Annotated in this window: 23 protein-coding genes; 12 read left to right on the plus strand and 11 right to left on the minus strand. The window is 62.5% G+C overall.

What is annotated here, in order from left to right; translation table 11 throughout:
• Positions 1–53: 53 nt before the first annotated feature.
• From P3T21_RS14690 to P3T21_RS14700, 3 genes are all read right to left on the minus strand, one after another.
• On the minus strand, positions 54–995 hold the full coding sequence (locus tag P3T21_RS14690) for an alpha/beta fold hydrolase (RefSeq protein ID WP_429256657.1): 942 nt from the start codon (positions 993–995) through the stop codon (positions 54–56).
• A 280-nt stretch (positions 996–1,275) separates the two neighbouring features.
• Entirely contained in the window at positions 1,276–1,917 is a 642-nt protein-coding gene (locus P3T21_RS14695) for a CoA transferase subunit B (RefSeq protein ID WP_429256658.1), read from the minus strand.
• Positions 1,918–1,919: 2 nt separating this feature from the next.
• A complete protein-coding gene (locus tag P3T21_RS14700; protein WP_429256659.1) occupies positions 1,920–2,624 on the minus strand; it encodes a CoA transferase subunit A in 705 nt (234 codons plus the stop codon).
• A gap of 216 nt (positions 2,625–2,840) precedes the next feature.
• Between P3T21_RS14700 and P3T21_RS14705 the strand changes: the two genes are divergently transcribed.
• Positions 2,841–3,386 carry a LuxR C-terminal-related transcriptional regulator gene (locus P3T21_RS14705; RefSeq protein ID WP_429256660.1) on the plus strand — a complete coding sequence of 182 codons (546 nt, stop codon included), beginning with the start codon at positions 2,841–2,843 and terminating at the stop codon, positions 3,384–3,386.
• A 75-nt stretch (positions 3,387–3,461) separates the two neighbouring features.
• Here P3T21_RS14705 and P3T21_RS14710 read toward each other — a convergent pair whose 3' ends face one another.
• Positions 3,462–3,893: an acyl-CoA thioesterase gene (locus P3T21_RS14710; protein ID WP_429256661.1), complete on the minus strand. Its 432-nt coding sequence runs from the start codon at positions 3,891–3,893 to the stop codon at positions 3,462–3,464.
• A gap of 86 nt (positions 3,894–3,979) precedes the next feature.
• Positions 3,980–4,759 (minus strand): SDR family oxidoreductase, encoded by a 780-nt coding sequence (locus tag P3T21_RS14715; RefSeq protein ID WP_429256662.1) that lies wholly within the window; start codon positions 4,757–4,759, stop codon positions 3,980–3,982.
• Between the two features lie 185 nt (positions 4,760–4,944).
• Here P3T21_RS14715 and P3T21_RS14720 point away from each other — a divergent pair, with 185 nt between their 5' ends.
• Complete coding sequence (locus tag P3T21_RS14720; protein ID WP_429256663.1) at positions 4,945–6,618, plus strand: electron transfer flavoprotein-ubiquinone oxidoreductase; 1,674 nt, start codon at positions 4,945–4,947, stop codon at positions 6,616–6,618.
• A 122-nt stretch (positions 6,619–6,740) separates the two neighbouring features.
• On the opposite strand, the gene aroC is transcribed toward P3T21_RS14720, so the two are convergent.
• The 3 genes from aroC to P3T21_RS14735 all read right to left on the minus strand — a co-directional run bounded on the left by aroC (position 6,741) and on the right by P3T21_RS14735 (position 10,622).
• Positions 6,741–7,841, minus strand: a complete 1,101-nt coding sequence (gene aroC, locus P3T21_RS14725) for a chorismate synthase (protein ID WP_429256664.1) — start codon at positions 7,839–7,841, stop codon at positions 6,741–6,743.
• Positions 7,842–8,055: 214 nt separating this feature from the next.
• Complete coding sequence (locus P3T21_RS14730; RefSeq protein WP_429256665.1) at positions 8,056–9,993, minus strand: MFS transporter; 1,938 nt, start codon at positions 9,991–9,993, stop codon at positions 8,056–8,058.
• Positions 9,994–10,166: 173 nt separating this feature from the next.
• Positions 10,167–10,622, minus strand: a complete 456-nt coding sequence (locus P3T21_RS14735) for a CBS domain-containing protein (protein ID WP_429256666.1) — start codon at positions 10,620–10,622, stop codon at positions 10,167–10,169.
• A 164-nt stretch (positions 10,623–10,786) separates the two neighbouring features.
• Here P3T21_RS14735 and P3T21_RS14740 point away from each other — a divergent pair, with 164 nt between their 5' ends.
• The 3 genes from P3T21_RS14740 to P3T21_RS14750 all read left to right on the plus strand — a co-directional run bounded on the left by P3T21_RS14740 (position 10,787) and on the right by P3T21_RS14750 (position 13,477).
• Complete coding sequence (locus P3T21_RS14740; protein WP_429256667.1) at positions 10,787–12,154, plus strand: O-acetylhomoserine aminocarboxypropyltransferase; 1,368 nt, start codon at positions 10,787–10,789, stop codon at positions 12,152–12,154.
• Complete coding sequence (locus P3T21_RS14745; RefSeq protein WP_429256668.1) at positions 12,151–12,987, plus strand: alpha/beta fold hydrolase; 837 nt, start codon at positions 12,151–12,153, stop codon at positions 12,985–12,987. Before P3T21_RS14740 ends, P3T21_RS14745 begins: the two co-directional genes overlap by 4 nt.
• A 169-nt stretch (positions 12,988–13,156) precedes the next feature.
• Positions 13,157–13,477, plus strand: a complete 321-nt coding sequence (locus P3T21_RS14750) for an Mpo1-like protein (RefSeq protein ID WP_429256933.1) — start codon at positions 13,157–13,159, stop codon at positions 13,475–13,477.
• 172 nt (positions 13,478–13,649) lie between these two features.
• Here the strand turns inward: P3T21_RS14750 and P3T21_RS14755 are convergent, their stop codons facing one another.
• Complete coding sequence (locus tag P3T21_RS14755) at positions 13,650–14,963, minus strand: YihY family inner membrane protein (protein ID WP_429256669.1); 1,314 nt, start codon at positions 14,961–14,963, stop codon at positions 13,650–13,652.
• A 1,157-nt stretch (positions 14,964–16,120) separates the two neighbouring features.
• Here P3T21_RS14755 and ltrA point away from each other — a divergent pair.
• The 6 genes from ltrA to P3T21_RS14785 all read left to right on the plus strand — a co-directional run bounded on the left by ltrA (position 16,121) and on the right by P3T21_RS14785 (position 22,273).
• Positions 16,121–17,836, plus strand: a complete 1,716-nt coding sequence (ltrA, locus tag P3T21_RS14760; protein WP_429256670.1) for a group II intron reverse transcriptase/maturase — start codon at positions 16,121–16,123, stop codon at positions 17,834–17,836.
• A gap of 93 nt (positions 17,837–17,929) precedes the next feature.
• Positions 17,930–18,532: an NAD(P)H:quinone oxidoreductase gene (wrbA, locus tag P3T21_RS14765; RefSeq protein ID WP_429256671.1), complete on the plus strand. Its 603-nt coding sequence runs from the start codon at positions 17,930–17,932 to the stop codon at positions 18,530–18,532.
• Positions 18,529–18,954 (plus strand): DUF2069 domain-containing protein, encoded by a 426-nt coding sequence (locus P3T21_RS14770; protein WP_429256672.1) that lies wholly within the window; start codon positions 18,529–18,531, stop codon positions 18,952–18,954. Before wrbA ends, P3T21_RS14770 begins: the two co-directional genes overlap by 4 nt.
• A 259-nt stretch (positions 18,955–19,213) precedes the next feature.
• Positions 19,214–20,653, plus strand: coding sequence for an FAD-binding oxidoreductase (locus P3T21_RS14775; RefSeq protein ID WP_429256673.1), 1,440 nt, complete (start codon positions 19,214–19,216; stop codon positions 20,651–20,653).
• Between the two features lie 37 nt (positions 20,654–20,690).
• Positions 20,691–21,527: a metallophosphoesterase gene (locus P3T21_RS14780; protein WP_429256674.1), complete on the plus strand. Its 837-nt coding sequence runs from the start codon at positions 20,691–20,693 to the stop codon at positions 21,525–21,527.
• A 23-nt stretch (positions 21,528–21,550) separates the two neighbouring features.
• Positions 21,551–22,273 (plus strand): SOS response-associated peptidase, encoded by a 723-nt coding sequence (locus P3T21_RS14785; RefSeq protein WP_429256675.1) that lies wholly within the window; start codon positions 21,551–21,553, stop codon positions 22,271–22,273.
• A gap of 56 nt (positions 22,274–22,329) precedes the next feature.
• Here P3T21_RS14785 and P3T21_RS14790 read toward each other — a convergent pair whose 3' ends face one another.
• Together P3T21_RS14790 and P3T21_RS14795 are read right to left on the minus strand one after the other, a co-directional pair.
• Entirely contained in the window at positions 22,330–22,485 is a 156-nt protein-coding gene (locus tag P3T21_RS14790; RefSeq protein ID WP_429256676.1) for a hypothetical protein, read from the minus strand.
• Positions 22,486–22,702: 217 nt separating this feature from the next.
• A complete protein-coding gene (locus P3T21_RS14795; protein ID WP_429256677.1) occupies positions 22,703–23,641 on the minus strand; it encodes a LysR family transcriptional regulator in 939 nt (312 codons plus the stop codon).
• A 154-nt stretch (positions 23,642–23,795) separates the two neighbouring features.
• Here P3T21_RS14795 and P3T21_RS14800 point away from each other — a divergent pair, with 154 nt between their 5' ends.
• A complete protein-coding gene (locus P3T21_RS14800) occupies positions 23,796–25,406 on the plus strand; it encodes an efflux transporter outer membrane subunit (RefSeq protein WP_429256678.1) in 1,611 nt (536 codons plus the stop codon).
• Positions 25,407–25,417 lie beyond the last annotated feature (11 nt).

Genomic DNA, 25,417 nt, shown 5'->3' on the forward strand with positions numbered 1-25,417 from the left:
ATCGAACGAGCGTTCCGTAGCGCCTCGTGCTAACCGCGCCGCGGAACCCCATATTATGACGCGTCAGATGTTTCGCCGATGAAGAAGCGTCGCGCGATCTCAATCTGGTCGTCTGCGAGAAAGGCCGGCGCGTGCCCGACCCCCGCGATTTCCACGCTGGATACGGCGCGCCCCTGATCGATCATCTTCGCGACTGTTTCACGCGACAGCAGATCCGACTCCTCGCCGCGAACGACGAGTACAGGACCTTCAGTCGCGGCCAGCGAACGCCACAACGCGGCCTCGCCGAGCGCTGTCATTTCCGGCGTTGTCGCGGCGAACGGCTGCGCAATGCGCGGGTCGTAGCGAAGTTGCCATGCGCCGTCACGTTCATGCAGAAGTGGCGTGTTGATTTCGCGCCATTCATCGGGCGTGAGCGGTCCGAAGGAAGCAGCGAGCAGCGCAGCGTAATCGATGCCCTGCTGCAACGTTTCAAAGCGCGTCGGCTTGCCCAGATAGTCGCCGATGCGGGACAGGGACGCCGGCTCGACATGCGGACCGACGTCGTTGACCAGCATCTTGCGGATCGGCGAATCCGGCACGCCCGACAGCGCCATGCCGATCAGGCCGCCCATCGACGTGCCAAACCAGTCGACCGACTGCACATCGAGCCGCGCGATCAGCGTGATCATGTCGCAGACGTATTGCGGCATACCGTAATAGTTGGGGTCGGCAAGCCACGAAGACAATCCCCGACCGACCACATCCGGACACACCACGCGATACGTGCCGGCGAGCGCCGCAGCGACGCGGTCAAAGTCACGCCCCGAGCGCGTAAGGCCGTGTACACACAACAGCACCCGAGGATTCGCCGGATCGCCCCACTCGGTATAGGCGACGCGATGCAGACCGCCCGGACTGATGCACTGCACTTCATGCTGACGGGGCGAGACAAAACCGGCAATGTTGCCAGTGGCAGAAAGGGCTGAAGGGACAGGAGGCGCGGCGGTCGTCATCGGAGATTTCCTTGGCCAAAGCGTAGACGTTGTCACAGGCAGAAAAAGCAGAGCGCCTGATTGAAGCAGCAGCACAGCCGCTCAACACGCAATCGATTGTAAACCGCTTTGCCCACGACCACGCCCCGTCCGAATGGCCTATACAGTGCGTGAATGGCCAGCCGTAACGGCCACACACACGGCCCGCAAAAACAAAACGGGCGAAACTCGCGCTTCGCCCGTCGTGCACCGATGCTAAAGCCGCTTCGGTGTGTGCCCCAGCCCCGAAATCAGCCAGCCGTCAGCCCACCGCGCTCACATCGAGCGGCGCGCCCGTCTTCGCCTTGATTTCGTCGACGCTCACGCCCGGCGCGAGTTCGACCAGCTTAAGGCCGTTGTCGGTGACATCGATCACGCCCAGATCGGTGATGATCCGGTCGACCACGCCCACGCCCGTCAGCGGCAGCGAGCATTCTTCGAGGATCTTGTGCTGGTCGCCCTTCGCGACGTGCTCCATCAGCACCACCACGCGCTTGACGCCCGCCACCAGGTCCATCGCGCCGCCCATGCCCTTGATCATCTTGCCCGGAATCATCCAGTTGGCCAGGTCGCCCTTCTTGCTGATCTGCATCGCGCCGAGGATCGCGAGGTTGATGTGGCCGCCGCGAATCATCGCGAACGAGTCCGCCGACGAAAAGATCGACGAGCCCGGCAGCGTGGTGACCGTCTGCTTGCCGGCGTTGATCAGGTCGGCATCCACTTCCTCTTCGGTCGGCGACGGCCCGATGCCGAGCAGGCCATTTTCCGACTGCAGCCACACTTCGACGCCCTTCGGCACGTGGTTCGCCACCAGCGTCGGCAGGCCGATGCCGAGGTTCACGTAAAAGCCGTCCTGCAGTTCCTGTGCCGCGCGCGCGGCCATTTCGTCACGATTCCATGCCATGATCAGTCTCCCTTCGCGCGGACAATGCGTTGTTCGATACGTTTTTCCGGATGCGCGTTCAGCACGATGCGCTGCACGAAGATGCCCGGCGTATGAATCGCGTCCGGATCGAGTTCGCCGACTTCCACGATTTCCTCGACTTCCGCGACGGTGATCCTGCCGGCCATCGCGCACATCGGGTTGAAGTTGCGCGCCGTGCGGCGATAGATCAGATTGCCCGACTTGTCCGCCTTCCACGCCTTGACGAGTGCAACGTCGGCCGTCAGCGAATGCTCGAGCACGTAGTGGTTTTCACCGAACTGGCGCGTTTCCTTGCCTTCGGCAATCAGCGTGCCGAAGCCGGTGTTCGTGAAGAAAGCAGGAATGCCCGAACCGCCCGCACGCAGCTTTTCAGCCAGCGTGCCCTGTGGCGTGAATTCGAGCTCGAGTTCGCCGGCCAGATATTGCCGCTCGAACTCCTTGTTTTCGCCGACGTACGACGAGATCATTTTCTTGATCTGGCGCGTTTCCAGCAGCAGACCAAGGCCGAAACCGTCGACACCCGCGTTGTTGCTGATACACGTGATGCCCTTTACGCCGGTATCGCGCAGCGCGGCGATCAGCGCTTCGGGAATGCCGCACAGGCCGAAGCCGCCGACGGCGAATGTCTGCCCGTCCTTGACGATGTCTTTAAGCGCGTCGGTCGCGCCTGGATAGACCTTGTTCATCAGTTTGTCCCTTCCTCGATTGGAATTCCGAAATCCGGATCGGTGCGATACCGTTGAATCATACGACGATGCCGTGACATCGTCCGATTCAGCTGTGACTTCGCGGCCTCTTGATTTGTTCGAAAGGGTACGATGGCGCGCCCTTACGGCACAATACGCAAAAATACATAAGTATTTGCCACTGCACGCCGCCGCTCAAGGACTTCCCGCGCACCCATGCCCGCCCTGGATTACCAAACCGCTTTTCACCTTGCGCCGATCGGGCTCGTGCTCTCGCGCAAGCGCATCATCGAAGACTGCAACGACCAGGTGGCGTCGATTTTCCGCTGTCCGCGGGAATCGTTGATCGGGCAGTCCTTCCAGGTGCTATATCCGTCTCTGGACGAATTCGAGCGGATCGGCGAGCGCATTCCGCCCATCATGACCGCACAGGGCAGTTACGCCGATGACCGTATCATGAAGCGCGCGACGGGCGAGCTGTTCTGGTGCCACGTGACGGGACGCTCGCTCGATCGGGCCGAGCCGCATGCTGTGGGCGTGTGGACCTTCGAGGACCTGAGCGCGACGCGGCGTGTCGCGGTCGAACTGACGCCGCGCGAACGCGAAATCGCCGCGCAACTGGTGACGGGCAAGACGAGCAAACAGATTGGCCGCGCGCTCGACATCAGCTCGCGAACGGTCGACGTCTACCGTTCGCGGCTGATGCGCAAGTACGACACCGGAAACGCGACCGAACTGCTGCAAAGGCTGCTCGGGAACTGAAGCGCGGCGGCGCGGGGCGCCGTCAATCCGCGCCGGACGCAACCCGTTAGCCGGCTGGCATTGTCAACAGAGCGATCAGACGGCTTTCACGAGCGCGGCGTTGTCGATCGTCGAGCGCAACAGATCGGGAATCGGCACGGATTTGCCGGCGGCGTAGTCGATCCACACGCAGCGCGCGGCGCCGCGTGCATAGACGGTGGTGGGATCGTCGGCGCGAGTCAGTTCGAAACCCGTATCGAAGCTGCTGCGGCCGGGCGTGGCGACCGTCATGCGGCCGATCACGTCGCCGGGATAGTGAAGCTGCTTCAGAAACTCCATCGATGCGTTGACGATTACCGGTCCCTGCCCTTCGCCATTGCCGCCGGCGATGCCGAGTTGCTCGAACCAGGAAATCCGCACCTGCTCCATATAACGGAAATAGACCGTGTTGTTTACGTGGCCAAACGCATCCATGTCGCCCCATCGGATCGGCATGGACATCTCAAAAACTGCGTGATATTCGCTCATCGTACTTCTTCTGCGGGTTGAAACAAGATCAGCACGCCGGGCCCTGGGCGGCTCGTGACCGCCCGGCCGGCACGCTGTAAGGACGCTCAGGCGAGGCCGAAGCCGTCGTCGGCGGTAATGACGGCGCCGTTGATGAACTGCGATTCGTCGGCGGCGAGCAAAAGCAGCAGGCCGTCCAGATCTTCCGGCTTGCCGACGCGATGACGCGGCAGCATCGAAACCAGCTTCTGCCCCTGCTCCGTCGACCAGTGATGGTGATTGATCTCGGTATCGATATAGCCCGGGCAGATCGCGTTCACGTTGATGCCGTGGCGGCCCCACTCCAGCGCCATCGACTTGGTCATATGAACGACCGCCGCCTTGCTCATCGAATAGAGGCCGATCTGCGGCAGCACGCGCAGCCCGGCCACCGAAGCAATATTGATGATCCGGTACGGCGGCTTCTGACCGCCGCCATTGCCGCGCATCATCATCCGTTTGGCGACTTCCTGTGCGACGAAGAACGCGCCGCGGGTGTTCGTGTCGAACACGTACTCGAAGTCGGCGGGCGTGACTTCCGAGAGCTTCTGGGTGGTCGAGACGCCCGAGTTGTTGACGAGAATATCGATGGTGCCGGCTTCAGTTTCCGCGTGCGCGACCGCCGACTTGATGCTCTGGTAATCAGTCACATCGAGCGAGACGACGTGCGCGGCGCCGCCGGAGGCCTCGATTTCGGCGCGCAGTTCCTTAAGGCGCTCGGTGCGGCGGCTTGCCAGCACGACTTTCGCGCCCGCCTGCGACAGCACCTGCGCAAAGCGTTTGCCCAGTCCGCTCGACGCGCCCGTGATCAGCGCGACCTTGCCTTCCAGATTGATCGAACGGCCCATTGTCGGTCCTTTATTTGGTTCGGTTGAAGCGGCGGCCGCCGGTACGGGCGTCCGCGAGGAAGGGTTAAACCGTATCACATAAATAGAACGGTCGTGCTAATGTGCACGGCTCGGGTTGCGGCGTCCAGATCCTTCCCGGACAATACGATCCCGAAAAAAGCATTCTAACGGTAAGAGGAGCATCAATGACCCCCGCAAGTCTCATTGAGCAGTACGGCCCGCGCGAGTCGATGGAATACGACGTGGTGATCGTTGGCGGTGGCCCCGCTGGCCTGTCCGCGGCGATCCGTCTGAAGCAGCTGGCGCAGGAGAAAGGCGTCGAGGTGGGCGTCTGTGTACTGGAGAAAGGCTCGGAGGTCGGTGCCCATATTCTCTCAGGCGCGGTGATGGACCCGCGCGCCTTGAACGAGCTGATCCCCGACTGGAAGGAAAAAGGCGCGCCGCTCGATGTCGACGTGACTGAGGACCGCTTCCTGTTCCTGAGCGAATCCGGCGCCAAAAGCGTGCCGAACTGGGCGCTGCCGGATAACTTCAAGAATCACGGCAATTACGTTGTGAGCCTCGCGAACGTCACGCGCTGGCTCGGCCAGCAGGCCGAAGCGCTCGGCGTCGAGATTTTCCCGGGCTTTCCGGCCGCTGAAATCCTGTACAACGACGACGGCTCGGTCAAGGGTGTCGCCACCGGCAATCTGGGTATCGGCAAGGACGGCCAGCCGACTGAAAACTTCCAGCTCGGCATGGAGCTGCACGCGAAATACACGCTCTTCTGCGAAGGCGCGCGCGGGCATCTGGGACGGCAGCTGAACGACCGGTACAAGCTGCGTGACGGCGTCGATCCGCAGGTCTACGGCATCGGCATCAAGGAGCTGTGGGAAATCGATCCGGCCAAGCACAAGCCAGGGCTGGTGATCCACACCGCCGGCTGGCCGCTCGAGAGCGACACCTACGGCGGCTCGTTCCTCTATCACATGGACAACAACCAGGTGATGGTGGGCTTTGTCGTGGGGCTCGGCTATTCGAATCCGTATCTGTCGCCGTTCGAGGAATTCCAGCGCTACAAGACGCATCCGTCGATCCGCGCGTTTCTCGAAGGTGGCAAGCGGGTGTCGTACGGCGCGCGGGCGATCACCGCGGGCGGCCTGATGTCGCTGCCAAAGCTGGTGTTCCCGGGCGGGGCGCTCGTGGGTGACGATGCGGGCTTCCTGAACGCCTCGCGCATCAAGGGTTCGCATGCGGCGATCAAGACCGGCATGCTGGCCGCCGATGCGGCCTTCGACGCGGTCCAGACGGGCCGTCAGGCGGACGAACTCGCCGCCTATCCGGAAGCATTCAAACAGTCGTGGCTGCACACCGAGCTGTACCGTGCGCGCAACTTCAAGCAGTGGATGAGCAAGGGCCTGTATCTGGGCACGCTGATGGTGGGGCTGGAGCAGAAGGTGCTGGGCGGCAACGTGCCCTGGACGCTGCATCACCAGCACTGGGACCACGAGATGCTCAAGCCCGCATCGCAGTGCAAGCCGATCGTCTATCCGAAGCCGGATGGCAAGCTGACGTTCGACCGCCTGTCGTCAGTGTTCATCTCGAACACGAATCACGAAGAGAACCAGCCGGCGCACCTGACGCTGAAAGATCCATCGGTGCCGGTGAACATCAACCTGGCAACGTACGCCGGCCCGGAAAGCCGTTACTGCCCGGCAGCGGTGTATGAGTTCGTGAAGAACGACGACGGCAGCGAGCGGCTCGTGATCAACGCGCAGAACTGCGTGCACTGCAAGACATGCGACATCAAGGACCCGACGCAGAACATCGTGTGGGTCACGCCGGAAGGCGGCGGTGGGCCGAACTATCCGAACATGTGATCTGGCTGCGCTGCATATAAAAAGCCCCGCGATTCGCGGGGCTTTTTGCTTTCCGGCGCTCGCACGCGCGAATCGCTTCATGCGTGCCGCGGGGGGCGACAACCGCTCATGACGTCAGCACGTCAAGGCGCGCTCGCTGCAATTTTCGGCGTCGCGACGACGACATCGCCGCATTGCGCACGATGACGCAGCGCGTGATCGATCATCACCAGCGCGAGCATCGCTTCAGCGATCGGCGTCGCGCGGATGCCGACGCACGGATCGTGACGCCCGAATGTTTCGACGACGGCCGGCTGTCCTGCCTTGTCGATCGAACGACGCGGCGTGCGAATGCTCGACGTCGGTTTGATCGCGATCGAAACCGTCACGTCCTGCCCGGTCGAAATGCCGCCGAGCACGCCACCCGCATGATTGCCGACGAAGCCTTCCGGCGTCAGTTCATCGCCGTGCACCGAGCCACGCTGCGCGACGCTCGCGAAACCCGCTCCGATCTCGACGCCCTTCACCGCGTTGATGCCCATCATCGCGTGGGCGATGTCGGCGTCGAACCGGTCGAAGAGCGGCTCGCCGAGGCCAACCGGTACGCCCGACGCCACCACGTTGATGCGTGCGCCGATCGAATCGCCGTCCTTGCGCAACGCGTCCATATATTCTTCGAGCTTCGGCACGATGTCGGCGTTCGGCGCGAAGAACGGATTCTCGCGCACATGCGACCAGTCGACGAACGGCACATCGATCTCGCCGAGTGCGCTCATGTAGCCGCGAATCTCCGTGCCGAAATGCTCGCGCAGCCATTTCTTCGCGACCGCGCCGGCAGCGACCGTCGGCGCCGTCAGACGTGCCGACGAGCGGCCGCCGCCGCGATAGTCGCGGATGCCATATTTCTGCCAGTACGTGTAATCGGCGTGACCGGGGCGGAACGTATCGGCAATGTTGCCGTAGTCCTTGCTGCGCTGGTCGGTGTTGCGGATCAGCAGCGCGATCGGCGCGCCCGTGGTCGTGCCTTCGAACACGCCGGAGAGAATTTCGACCTTGTCCTCTTCCTGGCGCTGCGTTACGTGGCGCGACGTGCCCGGCTTGCGGCGGTCGAGTTCGAACTGGATGTCGTCTTCGGTCAGCGCCATTCCCGGCGGGCAGCCATCGATCACGCAGCCTATCGCGGGGCCGTGTGATTCGCCAAAGGTCGTGACGGTGAAAAGCGTACCGAGGGTATTGCCGGACATGAGCGTCGTCCAAAGAAAGGCGGGAAAGCCGTTATTATGCCAGCCCGGCCGCCCGGGCGCGCTGTCTGGCGTAGTGGCGCGGGCTGCCCGTGCAGCCCTCTGCCGGTCAGCGGTAGCGCAACGGCGCGGCTATGTGCGCAGCGAGGCAGGCGAGCACGGGCACGGCCAGACGATCGCTCATGACAACAGCAATCAGGACATGCAGCGCGGGCCGCTATTTGCGTGCGCCGCGCAGGTCCGTGACGATCTGCTGCAAACCTTCGGGCGTGACGCTTGCCGGATCGAGCGGTTCGCCGACCGCCAGCGTCAGACGGCTCATCACGCCCTTCTGGACCGGCCGCGGCAGATGCACTTCCTCGTGCCGCGAAAACACGCTGCCCCACAGGCCGCGCAGCGCCATCGGTATGACCGGCGCGGGCGAGCGCCCGATGATCTCGCTCACGCCGTGGCGGAACGGGTTCAGGTCGCCGGTCCGCGTCAGCTTCCCTTCAGGAAAGATGCACACCAGATCGCCATCGGCGAGCGCTTCCGCGCAGGAATCGTAGGCGCGCGTCAGCATCTGCGGGTTCTCGTGCGCGGGGGCAATCGGAATGGCCTTCGCTTGACGGAACAGCCATCCGGCAAACGGCGACTGGAAAATGCGGTAGTCCATCACAAAACGGATCGGTCGCGGACTCTCGGCCATGATGACCACGGCATCGACGTAACTGACGTGATTGCACACCAGTACCGCGGCACCCTCTTCCGGAATGCGCTCCGCGTGAACGACGCGCATGCGATAGAACGTGTGCACCAGCAGCCACGCGATAAAGCGCAGCAGAAACTCGGGCACGAGCGAATAGATGTACGTGGCGACGACGATATTCAGTAGCGCCGTCGCCAGAAAAATGCCCGGAATGCTCACGCCCGCGGCGGTCAACCCGACCGCCATCAGCGCCGACACAATCATGAACAGCGAATTCAGAATATTGTTGGCCGCGATGATGCGCGCGCGATGGCTCGACTGGCTCCTGCTCTGGATCAGCGCATAAAGCGGCACGCTGTAGAAACCGCCGAACATCGCGAGCAGGAACAGGTCGGCGAGAATGCGCCAGTGCGGCAGCAGCGACAGAAACTCTCCGACAGTGAGCAGATGCCCTACTGCGGGCAACGCGTGACTCGCGAAATAAAGGTCGATAGCGAACACGCTCATGCCGATCGAGCCGAGCGGCACAAGACCGATTTCGACGCGGCGTTTAGACAGCCGTTCGCACAGCAGCGAGCCAATACCGATGCCGACCGAGAATGTGCCGAGCAACACCGTGACGACATCAGGATTGGCCGACAGCACATTCTTCGCAAAACTGAAAAACGACGACAGAAACGTGGCGCCGACGAACCACAGCCAGGAAATGCCGAGCAGGCTCAGAAAAACCGTGCGATTCTCGCGGGCGAGTTTCAGGTTGCGCCACGTTTCGCTGACCGGATTCCAGTTGATGCGCAGGTCGGCCTGCGGCGCAACAGATTTCGGCACGAAGCCCGACACGAGCCGCCCGACGAGCGCAATCGCCACGCAGCAGCACGCGAGCACAACGGCACCGTGCTCGACGAACCCGGCTGCCGCACCACCGACGATCGTCCCGATCAGGATCGCGACGAACGTCCCCATCTCGACCATCCCGTTCCCGCCGACGAGTTCCGCCGTCGCCAGATGCTGCGGCAGATACGCGTATTTGACCGGGCCGAACAGCGTCGAATGCACGCCCATCAGGAACGTGCAGAAGTACAGTAGCGGCGCGCTATGCAGCAGGAATCCGGCGCCGCCGATCAACATCACGCCGATCTCGAAGGTCTTCACAAAGCGCGTCAGCATCGCCTTGTCGTACTTGTCCGCGATCTGTCCCGACGTCGCAGAGAAGAGGACGAAGGGCAAAATGAAAACCGCCGAGATCAGGAATGCGGCGGTCTTCGCGTCGACGCCTGAAAACCGCGCGGTCTGAAACGTGACCAGGGACGTGAAGCCGATCTTGAAGACGTTGTCGTTCATCGCGCCGAGGAACTGCGTCCAGAAAAACGGCGCGAAGCGTCGTTCCCGCAGCAGGCGGAACTGCGATTCGTGCTGCTCGCCTCTGCGGCTGGTGCGATGGGCGGCGGGTATCGGACGATCGTTCATGACAACGGAGATCAGGACATGCAGCGCGGGCAACGGACGCGCCGCGCGGACACAAAAAAAGCGCACGCTTTCGCGCGCGCCTTTCGCTCAGGCTTCACACTCAGTCTTTCACATCGACGGTAGCGAAGCAGCGAACGCGGACGTTGATCCGCCCCACCCCGCACGATGACCGCTCAACGCGTCTGTTCCTGCTCCTGCTCGGGCCAGTCGCGGATATACGCCTTCAACATGCGGTTTTCGAAACCCTGCTCCTCGACGACCGCTTTGGCCACATCGTAGAAAGAGATCACGCCCATCAGCGTGCGGCTTTCCAGAACCGGCAGATAGCGCACATGGTGCTCCAGCATCATGCGGCGTACCTCGTTCACGTCCGTTTCCGGTGTGCAGGTAAGCGGATGGTCGTCCATGACCTTGCGGATTGTCGATGTGCCGACGCTGCCGCCGTTCTCGCTCAGCGTCAGGATAATCTCACGAAAGGTCAGCATGCCGACCAGATCACCGTATTCCATGACAACGAGCGAGCCAATATCGTGCTCGGCCATTGTGTTGACTGCTTCGCTCAGCGGCGTATCGGGCGTGACGGTGAAAAGCGTGTTGCCCTTGACCTTGAGGATATCGCTGACTCGCATGATTGTCTCCTGTGATGCTTTAAAGCCTGACTGACTTTCGATCCTAGCGGAAAGGGGTGCAAAAGGAAAGCGGGCAAACCGCATGCGGACGCGGCTTTGCCCCGGTGATACGATTGCCCCCACTTTCATCCTTCGCCGGGCCATCCACGGCTCAGCCGCTCACGATGTCCGCCAACCGTTTCGACACGCTTGCGCTGCACGCCGGCGCTGCCCCCGACCCGACGACCGGCGCCCGCGCCACGCCGATCTATCAGACCACCTCGTTTTCGTTCCGCGATACCGACCACGCCGCGTCGCTCTTCAATATGGAGCGCGCCGGCCACGTGTATTCGCGGATCTCGAACCCGACCGTCGCCGTCTTCGAAGAGCGCGTCGCCGCGCTGGAGAACGGCGCCGGCGCAATCGGGACGGCGAGCGGGCAAGCGGCGCTGCATCTTGCCATTGCCACGCTGATGGGCGCCGGCTCACACATCGTGGCGTCCGGCGCGCTGTACGGCGGCTCGCACAACCTGCTGAACTACACGCTTCGGCGTTTTGGCATCGAAACGACTTTCGTCAAACCCGGCGACCTCGACGCATGGCGCGCGGCGCTGCGCCCCAACACACGGCTACTGTTCGGCGAAACGCTCGGCAATCCCGGCCTCGACGTGCTCGACATCGCCGCTGTCGCAGAGATCGCCCACGAATACCGCGTGCCGCTGCTCGTCGATTCGACCTTCACGACCCCTTACCTGCTCAAACCATTCGACCACGGCGCGGATTTCGTCTACCACTCGGCGACGAAATTCCTCGGTGGCCACGGCACGACGATCGGCGGCGTGCTGGTTGACGGCGGCACATTCGACTTCGAGGCGTCCGGCCGCTTTCCAGAGTTCACAGAACCCTATGAGGGCTTCCACGGCATGGTATTCGCCGAGGAAAGCACCGTCGCGCCCTTCCTGCTGCGCGCCCGCCGCGAAGGCCTGCGCGACTTCGGCGCATGCCTGCACCCGCAGGCCGCCTGGCAACTGCTGCAGGGCATCGAGACGCTACCGCTGCGCATGGAACGTCACGTCGCGAATACGCGCAAGGTGGTCGAATTTCTCGCCGGCCACGCCGCCGTCGAATCTGTCGCCTATCCGGAACTGGCGTCGCATCCGGATTTCGCGCTGGCGCAGCGTCTGTTGCCGCGCGGCGCGGGCGCGGTGTTCAGCTTCAACCTGCGAGGCGATCGCGCCGCCGGCCGGCGTTTCATCGAAACACTTGCGCTCTTTTCGCACCTCGCGAATGTCGGCGATGCGCGCTCGCTCGTCATCCACCCCGCGTCGACCACGCATTTCCGCATGGACGCGGCCGCGCTTGCCGCAGCCGGCATCGCCGAAGGCACAATCCGGCTGTCGATCGGCCTCGAAGATCCCGACGACCTGATCGACGATCTCAAGCGCGCGCTGAAGGCATCGCAGAAGTCCGCGGACGCACCCACCGCCAAAGGATCGACAAAAGCGTCGACAAACCCACCCAAAGACGACGGTTCGCGCAGGGAGTCCGTATGATCCTCGATGTTTACGGCGCGCCCGCATACGCCTACACCGGCGGCAAACCGTTCGACCCCGCACTCCCGACCGCCGTCTTTATCCACGGCGCCGAGCACGACCACAGCGTATGGGCGCTGCAGACCCGATATTTCGCGCACCACGGCTTTGGCGTGCTCGCGGTCGATCTGCCCGGTCATCACCGTAGTGCAGGGCCAGCGTTGCGCGATATCGGCAAAATGGCCGACTGGCTGGCTGCCCTGCTCGACGCCGCAGGTGCAGCGCGCGCGTTCGTCGCCGGACACAGCATGGGCTCGCTCATCGCGCTCGATTTCGCCGCGCGCTATCCCCACCGGGCAACGCATCTCGCGCTGCTCGCCACCGCCGCGCCGATGGCCGTCTCCGACGCCCTGCTCGATGCGGCCGCCAACCGCGAGCCTGAGGCTATCGAAATGGTCAATCAGTGGTCTCACTCGACCTTCGCCGCCAAGCCTTCCTGTCCAGGCCCGGGTTTCTGGCTTCACGGCATGAACCAGCGCCTGATGGAACGCGTGGCGGCCACCGGCGAGCCACAACTCTTTCACCGCGACTTCAGCGCATGCAATGCCTACACGGACGGCATCGCACGGGCCGCACAGGTGCAATGCCCCGTACGGTTGATTGTGGGCCGCCGCGATGCGATGACGCCGCCACGCGCCGCGCAGGCGCTCACCCACGCATTTGCATCCGCCGGTGTCACCGTCGACACCGTTACGCTGGACGCCGGTCACGCCCTGATGGCCGAACAACCGGATGCAACGCTCGACGCCCTGTTCACGTTTGCTTCCGGCTCTGCCGCGACCGTGACCCGCTAAGGCCGCTCGACAGCCATCACGATAGCGAATTGCGTGGACGCCCACCATCGGCCGAATGGCCAGGTTGCGCCCATGCATCGATAGCAGCACAATGATTCCAGTCAACCGGCAGCACGTGCATGGCGCACGTGGCGTGTACCGGCCGGGCATGGAAGAAGCGGAGGCAATGATGGCGCACACCACTCATACCGATCACTTCGCGAGTTTCGCGGAGTTCTATCCGTTCTATCTGGAAGAGCATCGCAACAGCGTGTCGCGCCGGTTGCATTTCGTGGGCTCGCTAGGCGTGATCGGCTTTCTGGCGATGGCGCTCGCCACGGGCGACTGGTTGTGGCTGCCAGCGGCGCTCGTTTGCGGATATGGCTTCGCGTGGATCGGGCATTTCTTCTTCGAGAAAAACCGTCCCGCTACGTTCCGGCATCCGATCTACAGCCTGATGGGCGACTGGGTGATGTTCAAGGACATCTGCACGGGGAAGATCTCGCTATAGCGGCAAGTGAACTGGCGGCGTGGGGGCTCGCGCTGGGTGGGCTGACCGTGAACTGAAGGAAGCGAAAGCAACAAGAGCAGCAGTATGTGAGGTACCCGCAAACAAAGTAGCGGCGGCCGAAGCAGGGACAGGCAAAGACACCGGCGCCCGCCCGGCCAGCGAAAAGTCTGAGCTACGCCGTCTGGTGCGGCATGGCCGTGCGCCGCGCGTCGTCTTCCGCGCCATCGGCCGCTCGCGCCGCAGCCCGCGTCGCCAGCAGCGAAGCCAGCGAAACGTTGAGTTTGTCGTTTTCGAGCGCGGCGAGGAGCGACGCGCTGTCGATACGCGTCGAATCCAGATTCAGCTGGTACTCCAGTTCCGCGCGGTCGATCACGAAAAGCGCGAACAGTTGCGCGACGGTAATCTGGTTCGGATTCGCGAGCAGCAGAAAACGCGGCTGGGCGCCGTTTTCTTCGAGACGCGCGAGCCACTCGAGCTGTTCAAGCTGCTGCGTGAGCCGGATGGTCGTATCCATATCGCGACGGAGCGCACGTGCGAGTTGCTGGATCGTGTAGCCCGGCTTACCTGCTTCACGCGCTTCGGACAGCCGCGCCAGCAGTTCAAGCGCGTCGAACAGGTCGCTGCCGGGAAACTGCGGCCGGTGGAACTGGCCGGTCCGGATCGCCGGCAACGCCGACGCGATCATTGCGCCCGCGAGCGTAATGAACCAGCTGAGGTACATCCAGAGCAGGAACATCGGCAGCGCGGCGAACGCGCCGTACATGGCCGTGTAGGTCGGTATACGCCGGATGTAATAGCCGAAGCCGCGCTTCGCGAGTTCGAATGCAACTGCGGCACACAGGCCGCCCACTACCGCGTCGCGCCATTCGACCCGGCAATTCGGCAGATAGACGTACAACATCGTGAATGCGAGCGCGGTGAGCGGCAAGGCGGCACCCGTCAGCGCCCACTCGATCACGGTCGGCACATGCTGCACGCCGGTGAACGCCATCGACTGCGTGAACAGATAGGAGGAAATCGACAGACTGAAACCGATCAGAAGAGGACTCAGCGTGAGAATCGCCCAGTAGACCAGCACGCGCTGCGCGAAGGGCCGCGGTTTGCGCACGCGCCAGATCACGTTGAACGCGGATTCGACCGTCATCATCGTCATGACCGACGTGAGAAACAGGATGATCATGCCCATCGTCGTCAGGCCTTTTGCCTTCGACGCGAATTCGTTCAACCAGTTGAAAATCTGGTTGTTGATCTGCGCGGGCATCAGATGGTCGGCGAGGAAATCCTGCAACGACATCTGGAACGCCGCAAAAATCGGGAACGCGGTGAAAAGTGCGAACGCGACCGTCGCGAGCGGGACGATCGCGAGCATCGTCGTGAACGTGAGACTGCCGGCCACCTGCGGAATACGATCTTCGCTGCTGCGCTGCGCGGCGAACTGCGCGAGACGCCGGATCACATCGAGATCGACACGCACCCTGGACAACAAAAGCACCTCCTTCGTCTCGTGAAACCGCCCGCGGCGCAACGTGCGCGCGGACCCAACCCCTATAATACCCGTTCACGTGCGACACGACGCTATCGTGTAGAGGCGCGCCGGACTCTTTAAAACTCCGGCAAACACTAGGTAATACAAGGCTTTCCGCGAAAGGCTCTCCGTCGATTTGGTGGAGTTGCTCCAGCTTGAAGCTTCGTTAATTGATGGCTAGAAAACAGCTGCCTCCGTCGGAGGTGGACGGTTTTTTGCGTCCATCAACTCAGAAAGCGTTGCATCCGCACAACGTTCATGGCGAACTTTGTTACACGGAATTACAACGTCTTAAAACGAAAATAGCGTGCTGAGTCCCACCTTCCATGGTGGTCAACCTCTCACGCAGCAATCTGAGCCCGGGAGCCCACTCGAAGTGTGTAACTCCGATCTTCATTGTTCAACCGCGTAGCACTAGCGGCAGCGAACCTTTTGTGCGACCAAAAGTAGCCTAGGAAAACATGCGTCACTGGTAACGGTGAGGTGTGAAGCTTTTCTGACAACGTAGCCCCCTGACGAATCAACAGGGCGCCGTTTCCTCGCGAGGGGTGGCGGCGGAGACTCCGAGCAGCGATGGGGTCGAGGAGCTAGGCTGGCGGACATGGGCAACATATGTGAACTACTGATAAACCTCGTAAGTATTGAGGCGCCAAAGCTGCTGATTGACGGCGTAAGTCGTCTACTGGCGTTAACCAAACGGTGTGTGGCCGGTCATTTCGTTGTGAACTCGAAATGCGTCGCCTTCGCGGCCACCGGGGGAGAGGTAGGCCCTAACTCTGTCGTGTGAAGATCGGGGAACGTGGTAAGCCCGTATGGCCGCCCTCCGGGCAGGTAAACCGTAAGGGATACTGTTGGCTGTGCGGGTATGGGAGGACGGAAAAAGCGAATGCCGGGCTGTAATGGTTCGGATAGGGATTGCAACATCATCCCACGCGAAAGCGGGCAGACTTCCGTCTGGTCTTTCGTCGCAAGACGGCTGATCAACCTTTGAAACTTGGAAAGCACATGGCGCAAGCCATCGTGTTCTTTAGCACTTTCCTCCCCGCGGGGTGTCGTCGCCCCGCAAGGGATGCTGGCGCCTTCGGTTTGGGGAATAACCTACCGAGTAGGAGAGCAGCATGAAAGTATCTAGTCGAAAGATTAGATCTGCGCTTTCCGGCGCTCCGCAAGACTGGTTTGCCATCGACTGGCGACGAGTCGAACGGACCGTCCGAGGGACGCAGATTCGAATTGCGAAGGCAACACTGGACGGCAACTGGCGCAGGGTTAAAGCTCTGCAACGGATGTTGACCCGCTCGTGGTCAGCCAAAGCACTGGCTGTGCGGCGAGTGACTCAAAACCAAGGCAAACGGACAGCGGGAGTTGACCGTGAGCTGTGGGATTCGCCTGAACGTCGATGGCACGCTATCGACGAGTTGAAGCGGCGCGGATACAAGCCTCTGCCTCTAAGGAGAGTCTTCATCCCCAAGGCCAATGGAAAGGAACGCCCTTTGGGTATTCCGACCATGAAAGACCGGGCGATGCAAGCCCTGTTTTTGCTGGCCTTGGAACCTGTGGCGGAATCGACGAGTGATCCGAATTCTTATGGCTTTCGGCGCAATCGATCAACCTCCGACGCAATGGCACAGATATTCGCCACCATGTCTCAAGAGGCTTCGGCCACTTGGGTTCTGGAAGCAGATATTAAAGGCTGCTTTGACAATATCGACCACGAATGGCTGCTAACCAATGTCCCGATGGACAGGGCCGTGCTCCGGAAGTGGTTGAAGGCTGGCACTGTGTTTCAAGGCCGGTTTCAGGCAACAGATGCTGGTACGCCTCAAGGAGGAATCATCTCTCCAACTTTGGCTAATGTGGCGCTGAACGGGCTAGAACGACAACTGGTCTCGCAGTTAGGACGCGAACTAGGAATCGGGAAAGCTAAGAAGCTGAAAATAAATGTGGTCCGGTATGCCGATGACTTCGTCATTACGTGCGCTTCAGACGCAGCAATTGAAGCAATCGTCAAACCGAAGGTGGTTACTTTCCTCGCTCAACGAGGTCTGGAGTTATCTTCGGAGAAGACACGCATCACCCACATTGCGAACGGTTTCGACTTTCTTGGATGGAACTTCCGGAAGTACACCGGCAAGATGCTCATCAAACCGAGCCGGAAAAACGTGCAAGCGTTCTACCGCAAACTCAAGGAAGCGATAAGCACGCACAAGACGGTAACGCAGGAGAAGCTTATCCTCCTGCTAAACCCGATGCTACGAGGGTGGGCCGAGTATCACCGCCCCGTAGTAGCCAAACAGGCGTTCAGCCGAATGGATTACCTGCTGTTCAAGGCATTGTGGCGGTGGTCTGTGCGCCGTCATCCAGCCAAGAGCGCCGAATGGGTCCGGAAGAAGTATTTCCACTCGATCGGCGATCGCAACTGGGTTTTCCGCACCATGACCACCAACGATGAGGGAGTCCGAGAGTGGAAGGAGCTACACACGCTCGCGTCGACCCCTATCAAACGCCATGTCAAGATAGCGGGTGAGTTTAATCCGTTCGACCCTCAATGGGAGCTGCGAGGAGAGGAAGTGCGACAGGAACGCATGCTTGCATCGATGCGTCACCGAACGCTATGGTCCGCTCTTTACAAATCTCAGCGAGGGCTGTGTGGGCTCTGTCAGTGCAAGATTACGAAGGAAACGGGATGGCACGATCATCACATCCAATATCGCGTCCATGGTGGATCGGAAGCGCTATCTAATCGTATACTCTTGCACCCCGACTGCCACACACAGGTCCACATTCTTGGCCTAGCAGTAGTGAAACCGACCCTCTCCTTGGAGAGGGCCTTGTAAAGGCTTGAGCCGTATGCTGTGAAAATAGCAAGTCCGGTTCTTAGGGGGCCCCTTTTCCCGGAAGGGAGGGGGGCTACCCTACCGACGAGGCCTATGAAAGACATTCTTGTGCTCTATTACAGCCGGTACGGCGCCACGCGCGAGCTCGCGCTGGCGATCGCGCACGGCATCGACAGCGTGCCGGGCATGCAGGCGCGCATGCGTACGGTACCGCCGGTTTCGACCGTCTGCGAGGCAACGCAACCCGATATTCCCGCCGGAGGTCCGCCTTACGTCGAACTGCGCGATCTCGAGGAATGTGCCGGCCTCGCACTCGGTTCGCCAACCCGCTTTGGCAACATGGCCGCTTCGCTCAAATACTTCCTCGACAGCACGACACCGCAGTGGCTTTCCGGTGCGCTTGCGGGCAAACCGGCCTGCGTGTTCACGTCGACGGGCAGCCTGCACGGCGGCCAGGAAACCACCCTGCTCTCGATGATGCTGCCGCTGCTCCACCACGGCATGATGATCCTCGGCATTCCATACACCGAGAGCACGCTCACCACCACGCAGACTGGCGGCACGCCCTACGGTGCGTCGCACTTTGCGCGAGCGGGCTCGGCCGAACAGGGCATTTCCGCCGATGAAAAAACGCTCGCGGTCGCGCTCGGCGCACGTGTCGCGCGGGCGGCTTCGATGATGAACGACCGGCCATGAACGCGCCTCATGTGCCGCCAGCAGGCACGCCGCCCGCGCCTGTCGCGCCCGTTACGGCGCCGCGCGGCTTCGCGCATGGCGCATCGGCGGCGTTGATCGCGCTGATCGTGCTGTCGGTCGCGTGGGAGTGGTGGCTCGCGCCGCTGCGGCCCGGCGGCTCGGCGCTCGTGTTGAAGGCCGCACCGCTCTGCTTAGCGCTCGGCGGTGTGCTGCGCCATCGTGTGTACACGCTGCAATGGGCGTCGATGCTGGTGCTGCTCTATCTCGCGGAAGGCATCGTGCGCGGCATGACCGACGCTGGCCTGAGCGCGAGTCTAAGCTGGCTGGAAGCGGCGCTCGCGACCGTCTTCTTTGTCTGTGCCCTAGGCTATGTCGCGCCTTACAAGCGCGCGGCAAAACGCGCGAAAAAGGCCGCCTGTTAAGAGGCGGTCGAACGCAAGGCGAGCAGCAGGCTGAGAAGCGAGGCTGAAAAGCGAGGCCGAGAAGCAAGGCCGAGAAACAGGCTGAAAAGCGGGTTGAAAAGCGCCGATAACCGCGCGCACGGCGTCAGTGCGCACAACCGCAACATATGCAGCAAAACGTGGAGATCCGCAAACGCGCAACAGCCCACCCGGAACGCCACGTACATCAACCGCAATACACGCACTAAAGCCGGGCGACACAACCCGACCGACCACCATCATGAGCCAACCCGCTGAAGCCTCTCGCCATCGCACCTTCCTCGACGCCTGCCGCGATGCCATTGGCGCCGCGCATGTCCTGACGGACCCGCACGACACCGCCCCGTACATCACCGACTGGCGCCATCGCTACACGGGCGCCACGCTCGCAGTGCTCTGCCCTTCCACCGCTGATGAAGTCGCAGCGCTCGTCAAACGTGCCGTCGAACACCGCATCGCGATTGTCCCGCAAGGCGGCAACACCGGCCTCGCCGGCGGCGCGACGCCAGACAACAGTGGCGAACAGGTCGTGCTGAGCCTGAAACGTCTGAACCGGGTGCGCGATATCGATCCGCACAACAACACGATCACGGTGGAAGCGGGCGTCGTCCTCGCCGACGTCCAGGCGCGCGCGGAAGAAGCCGGCCGCCTGTTCCCGCTGAGTCTCGCGGCTGAAGGCAGTTGCACAATCGGCGGCAACCTTGCGACGAACGCCGGCGGGACGGGCGTCCTGCGTTACGGCAACACGCGCGAGCTGTGTCTCGGTCTCGAAGTTGCGACGCCGCAAGGCGAACTGTGGGACGGCCTGCGCGGACTGCGCAAGGACAACACCGGCTACGACCTGCGCGATCTGTTCATCGGCGCTGAAGGCACGCTCGGCATCATCACCGCGGCCGTGATGAAACTGCATCCGCAACCCGCGGCGCGTGTGACGGCGCTGGCCGCGCTTGCGTCACCGCACGCCGCGCTCGATTTTCTCGCGCTGACGCAACGCTTCGCCGGCCCGCTTTTGACCGGCTTCGAGTTGATGTCGGATTTCTGCCTCAGGCTCGTCGGCGCGCATTTCCCGCAGATGCGCTATCCGTTCGCCGACGCGCACGCGCAGGTCGTGCTACTCGAGCTGTCCGATAGCGAAAGCGAGGAGCACGCGCGCGCCCTCTTCGAACGGCTGATGGAAACGGCGCTCGAGGACGGCCTCGTCGAAGATGCGGTCGTCGCGGAAAATCTCGCACAGTCGAATGCATTCTGGGATCTGCGCGAACACATTCCGCTTGCGCAGGCCGAGGAAGGGCTGAACATCAAGCACGATATCGCCGTGCCGATCTCGCGCATCGGCCATTTCATCGAGGAAACCGACGCGGCCATTGCGAAGCACGTGTCGGGCGCGCGAATGGTGACGTTCGGCCATCTCGGCGACGGCAACCTGCACTACAACGTGCAGGCGCCGGAAGGTGTCGACGCGAAGGCGTTTCTCGATCAGTATCAGATATCGATCAACCAGATCGTCTACGACAGCGTGCACCGGCATCGCGGCAGCATCAGCGCGGAACATGGCCTCGGGCAGCTGAAAATCGACGAAGCGATGCACTACAAGCAGCCGGTCGAAGTGCAGTTGATGCGCACGCTGAAAGCCGCGCTCGATCCGCTCAATCTGATGAACCCCGGCAAGGTGATACGCTGAGGTCCGGCGCATCGATATCGACGAAGGAGCCGTGTCCGTGAAAATTCGCGTTCTGTCCGATCTGCATCTCGAATGCGACGAGCCCGAAGTGATCCCGCACGCGAACGCGGATCTGGTCGTCCTCGCCGGCGACATCCATAACCACGCGCTTGGCCTGCGCTGGGCCGCGGAGACGTTCGACGGTGCCGTGCCCGTCATCTATGTGCCGGGCAACCATGAGTACTACGACGGCGAGTTCGGCGCGCTCGAATCGGCGATGCGCGACGCCGCGCACGCGGTCGATAACGTCCACTTCCTGAATAACGCGTCGCTCGTCGATCCGGCGGGCCGCTGGCGCGTGCTCGGCACCACGTTGTGGACCGACTTCACACTGTATGGCGCGAGCGACGAAGCGCGCGCGGAATCGATCGCCGCAGCGGAACGCGTCATGCTCGACTTCCGCGGGCTCATCCAGCTGACCTGGCCGCACAATGTCGACCCCGGCAGCGGCGACAGCAGCGCCGCCGCCGAAGGTCCGCGCGACTTCACGCCCGCCGATTCGCTCGCGCTGCACGTCCGCGCGCGTGCGTGGCTCGAAGCGGAACTGGCCCGCCCGTTCGACGGCAAGACGATCGTCGTGACCCATCACGCGCCGCACCGGCTCAGCCTCTCCGCACGTTATGCGGAAGACCGCGTATCGGCGGGCTTCGTCAATGACCTGCCGGAGCTTGTCCGCGCGCCCGCTGCGTTGTGGATCCACGGTCATACGCATACCGCGTTCGACTACACCGTCAACGGCACGCGCGTCGTGTGCAACCCGCGCGGCTACATCGACCGACGCACGGGCAAGCTCGAAAACCCCGATTTCACGTGGGACAAGGTCGTGGAAATCTAGAGCGCTGTCCCTTCGGAGGCCTCATGTGTAACCGGATCAGCCAGTACAGCCAGCCGCTACGTTACGCAGAACATCTTGGCCTCTCGAATCCGTTCATGCTGTTCGATGCTGCAGACCGTCGCCCGGGCTACAACCTCGCGCCCGGCATGCATCCGCTCGCGATTTATCCTGACGAAACCGTCCGCGCAGTCCATTGGGGTTACCGGCCGCCGTGGGCAGTCGAAGAAAATCTGCCGCAGACGATCAACGCGCGCGCCGAAACGGCCGCGACCGCCCGCTATTTCCGCACGCTGTGGCGCACGGGCCGCGTGCTGGTGCCCGCCGATGGCTGGTTCGAATGGCACGTGGAGCCCGCACTGGAAACCGCTGGCACCGACGCCGCGCCGGGGGCGAGCGATATCAGGGAACGTCAGCCCTGGTACGTGCGCCTGAAACGCGACGAGCCGATGTATCTCGCGGCGCTTTCCAGCGTGCGCGAACCGGGGCGTCAAACAGAGGGAATGGGCATGGTGATCGTGACCGCGACGGCCGACGCGGGACTGATCGACGTGCACGATCGACGCCCGCTGGTCTTGTCGCGCGATACGGCGCGCCGCTGGCTCGATCCGTCGTTGCCGCTGCGGGAGCTCGAACTGCTGGCCCGCAAGGCATGTGTGCCAGCGAGCGAATTCGTGTGGTATCGCGTCAGTGGCGACGTCAATCGCCTGCTAAGCGACGAGCCCGGCCTGATCGAGGCGCTGCCCTGACCACTGGTCACGAAAGCGGCGAAGCGGCCAGAGCCAGGCGCATGGTCAGCGAATAATCAGCGAATATCAGAACGATCCGAACGAACTGGACGGGAAACCTTGATGGGGACGAGTTGAGGCTGCGGCCGCAGTATGCGCAGGAGTTCGCGCGACGCGGCGATTCCGATCAGTCCAAGCATGACGGCAACGCCGACGAGCAGATGCGTATCCATGGGGTTCCTCTTCGTGCGGTTCGAGTGATGCTGGTAATTCAGGTGATAACGTCTGATGTAAGTCAGGTCGATCAGTGCATTCACCAAACGTTAGCAAATCGATTCGCAGGAAGAAGTAAGGAAATGTTGCGATGCGCCACGTCTGTAACAGCGCGCAACTGTCGACATCACATCATCCGCGTCAAACGGCGGCTGGCTGTGCGGCCGACGCGAAAACTTACGTCCGCGCAAACTGGCGCAACTCGGCCTGATCGGTAGCGAGCGTCGCCGGCAATTCGTCGCGCATGAATTCGACCCACGTACGGATCTTGGCGTCCAGATACTGACGTGATGCATAGAGCGCATACACGTTCATTTCCTGCGACGTGTACGCCGGCAGGATCCAGACAAGCTCGCCGCTGCGCAGACCGCTGATCGCCGAATAGATCGGAATCAGGCCAACGCCCATGCCCTCACGCACCGCGACCGCCATCGCCTCCGCGACATTCACCTGAAACGTCGCCGGGCCGAGAAACACGGATTCCTGACCATCCGGGCCGTCGAAAATCCATTCGTCGGAGGGAAAAACCGGCGTCACCATCTGCAGGCAAGTATGTCTGGCCAGATCGGCCGGCACTTGCGGAATACCGTTGCGCTCCAGATAGGCCGGCGACGCGCAGGCAATGCTGAACGCGCTGCCCAGCCGCTGCGAGACGAGGCCCGAATCCGGCAGACCGGTCGCGACCGTCAGCGAAACGTCGTAGCCTTCGTCGAGCAGATCGGGCATGCGCTGCGCGAGTGTCAGCTCGACGTGAACCTCCGGATAGCGCTTCTGATACCGCCCGACGGCAGGCACGACGTAGTGCTGGCCGAAGCTCGTCATCGCGTGTACTTTCAGCTTGCCGGACGGTCGCGCATGGGCGTCACTCGCCTCCGCTTCCGCCTGCTCGACGTACGCGAGAATCTCCTCGCAGCGCTGCAGATAACGCTCGCCGGCCTCGGTCAGCGCGATGCGGCGCGTCGTGCGGTTGAGCAGCCGCGTGCGCAGATGCGCTTCGAGATCGGACACAGCGCGTGAGCAATAGGCGGTCGTGGTATTGAGATGCTGCGCGGCGCCCGTGAAGCTGCCAGCCTCTACGACACGAGCAAATACGCGCATATTTTGAAGCGTATCCATATATCCTTCCGTTGACCCGATGGATTGTTACATGAATCGCAAGAACAATTATCTCAATTCCCGTAAAGATGCCTTGCATCTTTACAGGTTATTCAGCAATCCCTCGAAAAATATAATGACGCACAGTGTTCTATAGTCAATTAAGGAGCAAATCGTGCAGTCTCCGGTATCGAAAGGGATCGTTGCGTTTAGCGTTCTTGCGATCTCATTAATAATCGCCGGCTGTGCCAATACCGGAGGCATCGCGCCGCAGTCACAGGGGCTCGATACGTCCACGCTCGATGCCGGCGCGGCCATCCGCGCGGCCAACGCCGACGCGAAATGGCCCGCCGCCGACTGGTGGCGTGTCTTCAACGACCCGCAGTTGAACGCATGGGTTGCGGCGGCGCAAGAAGGCAATCCCACGCTCGCGGTCGCGCAGGCGCGCGTGCGCCAGGCGAAGTCGATGGCCGGCATAGCCGCATCGGCGCTGTCGCCGCAGGTGAAGGGCGATCTGTCGTTGCAGCGTCAACACTGGCCCGACAACGTCTATTACGGTCCGGGCCCGCTCTCCGACGCCAACACGTGGAACAACACGGGCACCATCAGCCTCTCCTACAACCTCGACCTGTGGGGCCACGACAGGAACAACGCTGAGCGCGCGCTGGATATGGCGCACGCCACCGCCGCCGACGCCCGCGCCGCACAGCTCGAACTCGAAGCGAACGTCGTGCGCACGTATGTGCAGATGTCGATGAATTACGCGCTGCTCGACATCGCAAAGTCGACGGTCGACCAGCAGCACCGTATTCTGGATCTCGCGACGAAGCGCCTGAAGGGCGGTCTCGGCACGCAACTCGAAGTCAGCCAGGCCGAAACGCCGCTGCCTGAGTACGAACGGCAGATCGACGCGTACGAAGAACAGATCGCGCTGGGCCGCAACCAGCTGGCCGCGCTGGCCGGCAAGGGTCCGGGCGCGGGCGAATCGATCACCCGTCCGGCCATTGCGCTCGCCGCGCCCATCGGCCTGCCGTCAGCGCTGCCGGCCGAACTGATTGGCCACCGGCCGGATGTCGTCGCTGCCCGCTGGACGGTCGCGGCGCAGGCACGCGGCATCGACGTCGCGAAGGCCGACTTCTACCCGAACATCAACCTGCTCGCGTCGGTCGGCGGCTTTGCTGCGGCTGGCCCGATGTTCCAGTTCCTGCATGCGGCGAACGGCGGCTGGACGGCGGGGCCGGCCCTGTCGCTGCCGATCTTCGAAGGCGGGCGGCTGCGCGCGCAGCTTGGCGCGGCTTCCGCCGGCTATGACGTCGCGGTCGACCAGTACAACCAGACGATCGTCAGCGCGCTGAAGGACATCGCCGACCAGATCGTGCGGATGCGCTCGCTCGAAACGCAGGCGAAGGACGAACAACGTTCGGTCGATGCGGCGCGCCGGAACTACCAGCTGTCCGCGGAAGGCTACCGGCGCGGTCTGACCGATTACCTGAACGTGCTGATCGCGCAAACGCAGTTGCTTCGCGCGCAGGAAGGCGTCGCGCGGGTGCAGGCTGAACGGATCGGCGTGCAGGCTTCGCTTGTGACCGCACTCGGCGGTGGCGTCATCGAACCGGAAGACGGACCGGACACCACGGAGACGCTGCCTGCGCACGGACGCGGCAAGAAGACTTCGACGGTTGCTACGTCTGCCGCATTCGCCACGTCGACCGCGCCCTCCGGCACGGCGGCCGCGGGCACGGCGTCCGCTGGCACGGCGCCCGCTGGCACGGCGCCACAGAAGTAAGCGCGGCGCTC

The organism is Paraburkholderia sp. GAS334, from assembly GCF_050436625.1.
Classification (GTDB): Bacteria; Pseudomonadota; Gammaproteobacteria; order Burkholderiales; family Burkholderiaceae; genus Paraburkholderia.

Excerpts from the sequence above, each read along its gene's own strand:
- P3T21_RS14690 (WP_429256657.1), bottom strand. The coding sequence starts at position 995 with ATGACGACCGCCGCGCCTCCTGTCCCTTCAGCCCTTTCTGCCACTGGC.
- P3T21_RS14695 (WP_429256658.1), bottom strand. The coding sequence starts at position 1,917 with ATGGCATGGAATCGTGACGAAATGGCCGCGCGCGCGGCACAGGAACTG.
- P3T21_RS14700 (WP_429256659.1), bottom strand. The coding sequence starts at position 2,624 with ATGAACAAGGTCTATCCAGGCGCGACCGACGCGCTTAAAGACATCGTC.
- P3T21_RS14705 (WP_429256660.1), top strand. The coding sequence starts at position 2,841 with ATGCCCGCCCTGGATTACCAAACCGCTTTTCACCTTGCGCCGATCGGG.
- P3T21_RS14710 (WP_429256661.1), bottom strand. The coding sequence starts at position 3,893 with ATGAGCGAATATCACGCAGTTTTTGAGATGTCCATGCCGATCCGATGG.
- P3T21_RS14715 (WP_429256662.1), bottom strand. The coding sequence starts at position 4,759 with ATGGGCCGTTCGATCAATCTGGAAGGCAAGGTCGCGCTGATCACGGGC.
- P3T21_RS14720 (WP_429256663.1), top strand. The coding sequence starts at position 4,945 with ATGACCCCCGCAAGTCTCATTGAGCAGTACGGCCCGCGCGAGTCGATG.
- aroC (WP_429256664.1), bottom strand. The coding sequence starts at position 7,841 with ATGTCCGGCAATACCCTCGGTACGCTTTTCACCGTCACGACCTTTGGC.
- P3T21_RS14730 (WP_429256665.1), bottom strand. The coding sequence starts at position 9,993 with ATGAACGATCGTCCGATACCCGCCGCCCATCGCACCAGCCGCAGAGGC.
- P3T21_RS14735 (WP_429256666.1), bottom strand. The coding sequence starts at position 10,622 with ATGCGAGTCAGCGATATCCTCAAGGTCAAGGGCAACACGCTTTTCACC.
- P3T21_RS14740 (WP_429256667.1), top strand. The coding sequence starts at position 10,787 with ATGTCCGCCAACCGTTTCGACACGCTTGCGCTGCACGCCGGCGCTGCC.
- P3T21_RS14745 (WP_429256668.1), top strand. The coding sequence starts at position 12,151 with ATGATCCTCGATGTTTACGGCGCGCCCGCATACGCCTACACCGGCGGC.
- P3T21_RS14750 (WP_429256933.1), top strand. The coding sequence starts at position 13,157 with ATGGCGCACACCACTCATACCGATCACTTCGCGAGTTTCGCGGAGTTC.
- ltrA (WP_429256670.1), top strand. The coding sequence starts at position 16,121 with ATGAAAGTATCTAGTCGAAAGATTAGATCTGCGCTTTCCGGCGCTCCG.
- wrbA (WP_429256671.1), top strand. The coding sequence starts at position 17,930 with ATGAAAGACATTCTTGTGCTCTATTACAGCCGGTACGGCGCCACGCGC.
- P3T21_RS14770 (WP_429256672.1), top strand. The coding sequence starts at position 18,529 with ATGAACGCGCCTCATGTGCCGCCAGCAGGCACGCCGCCCGCGCCTGTC.
- P3T21_RS14775 (WP_429256673.1), top strand. The coding sequence starts at position 19,214 with ATGAGCCAACCCGCTGAAGCCTCTCGCCATCGCACCTTCCTCGACGCC.
- P3T21_RS14785 (WP_429256675.1), top strand. The coding sequence starts at position 21,551 with ATGTGTAACCGGATCAGCCAGTACAGCCAGCCGCTACGTTACGCAGAA.
- P3T21_RS14790 (WP_429256676.1), bottom strand. The coding sequence starts at position 22,485 with ATGGATACGCATCTGCTCGTCGGCGTTGCCGTCATGCTTGGACTGATC.
- P3T21_RS14795 (WP_429256677.1), bottom strand. The coding sequence starts at position 23,641 with ATGGATACGCTTCAAAATATGCGCGTATTTGCTCGTGTCGTAGAGGCT.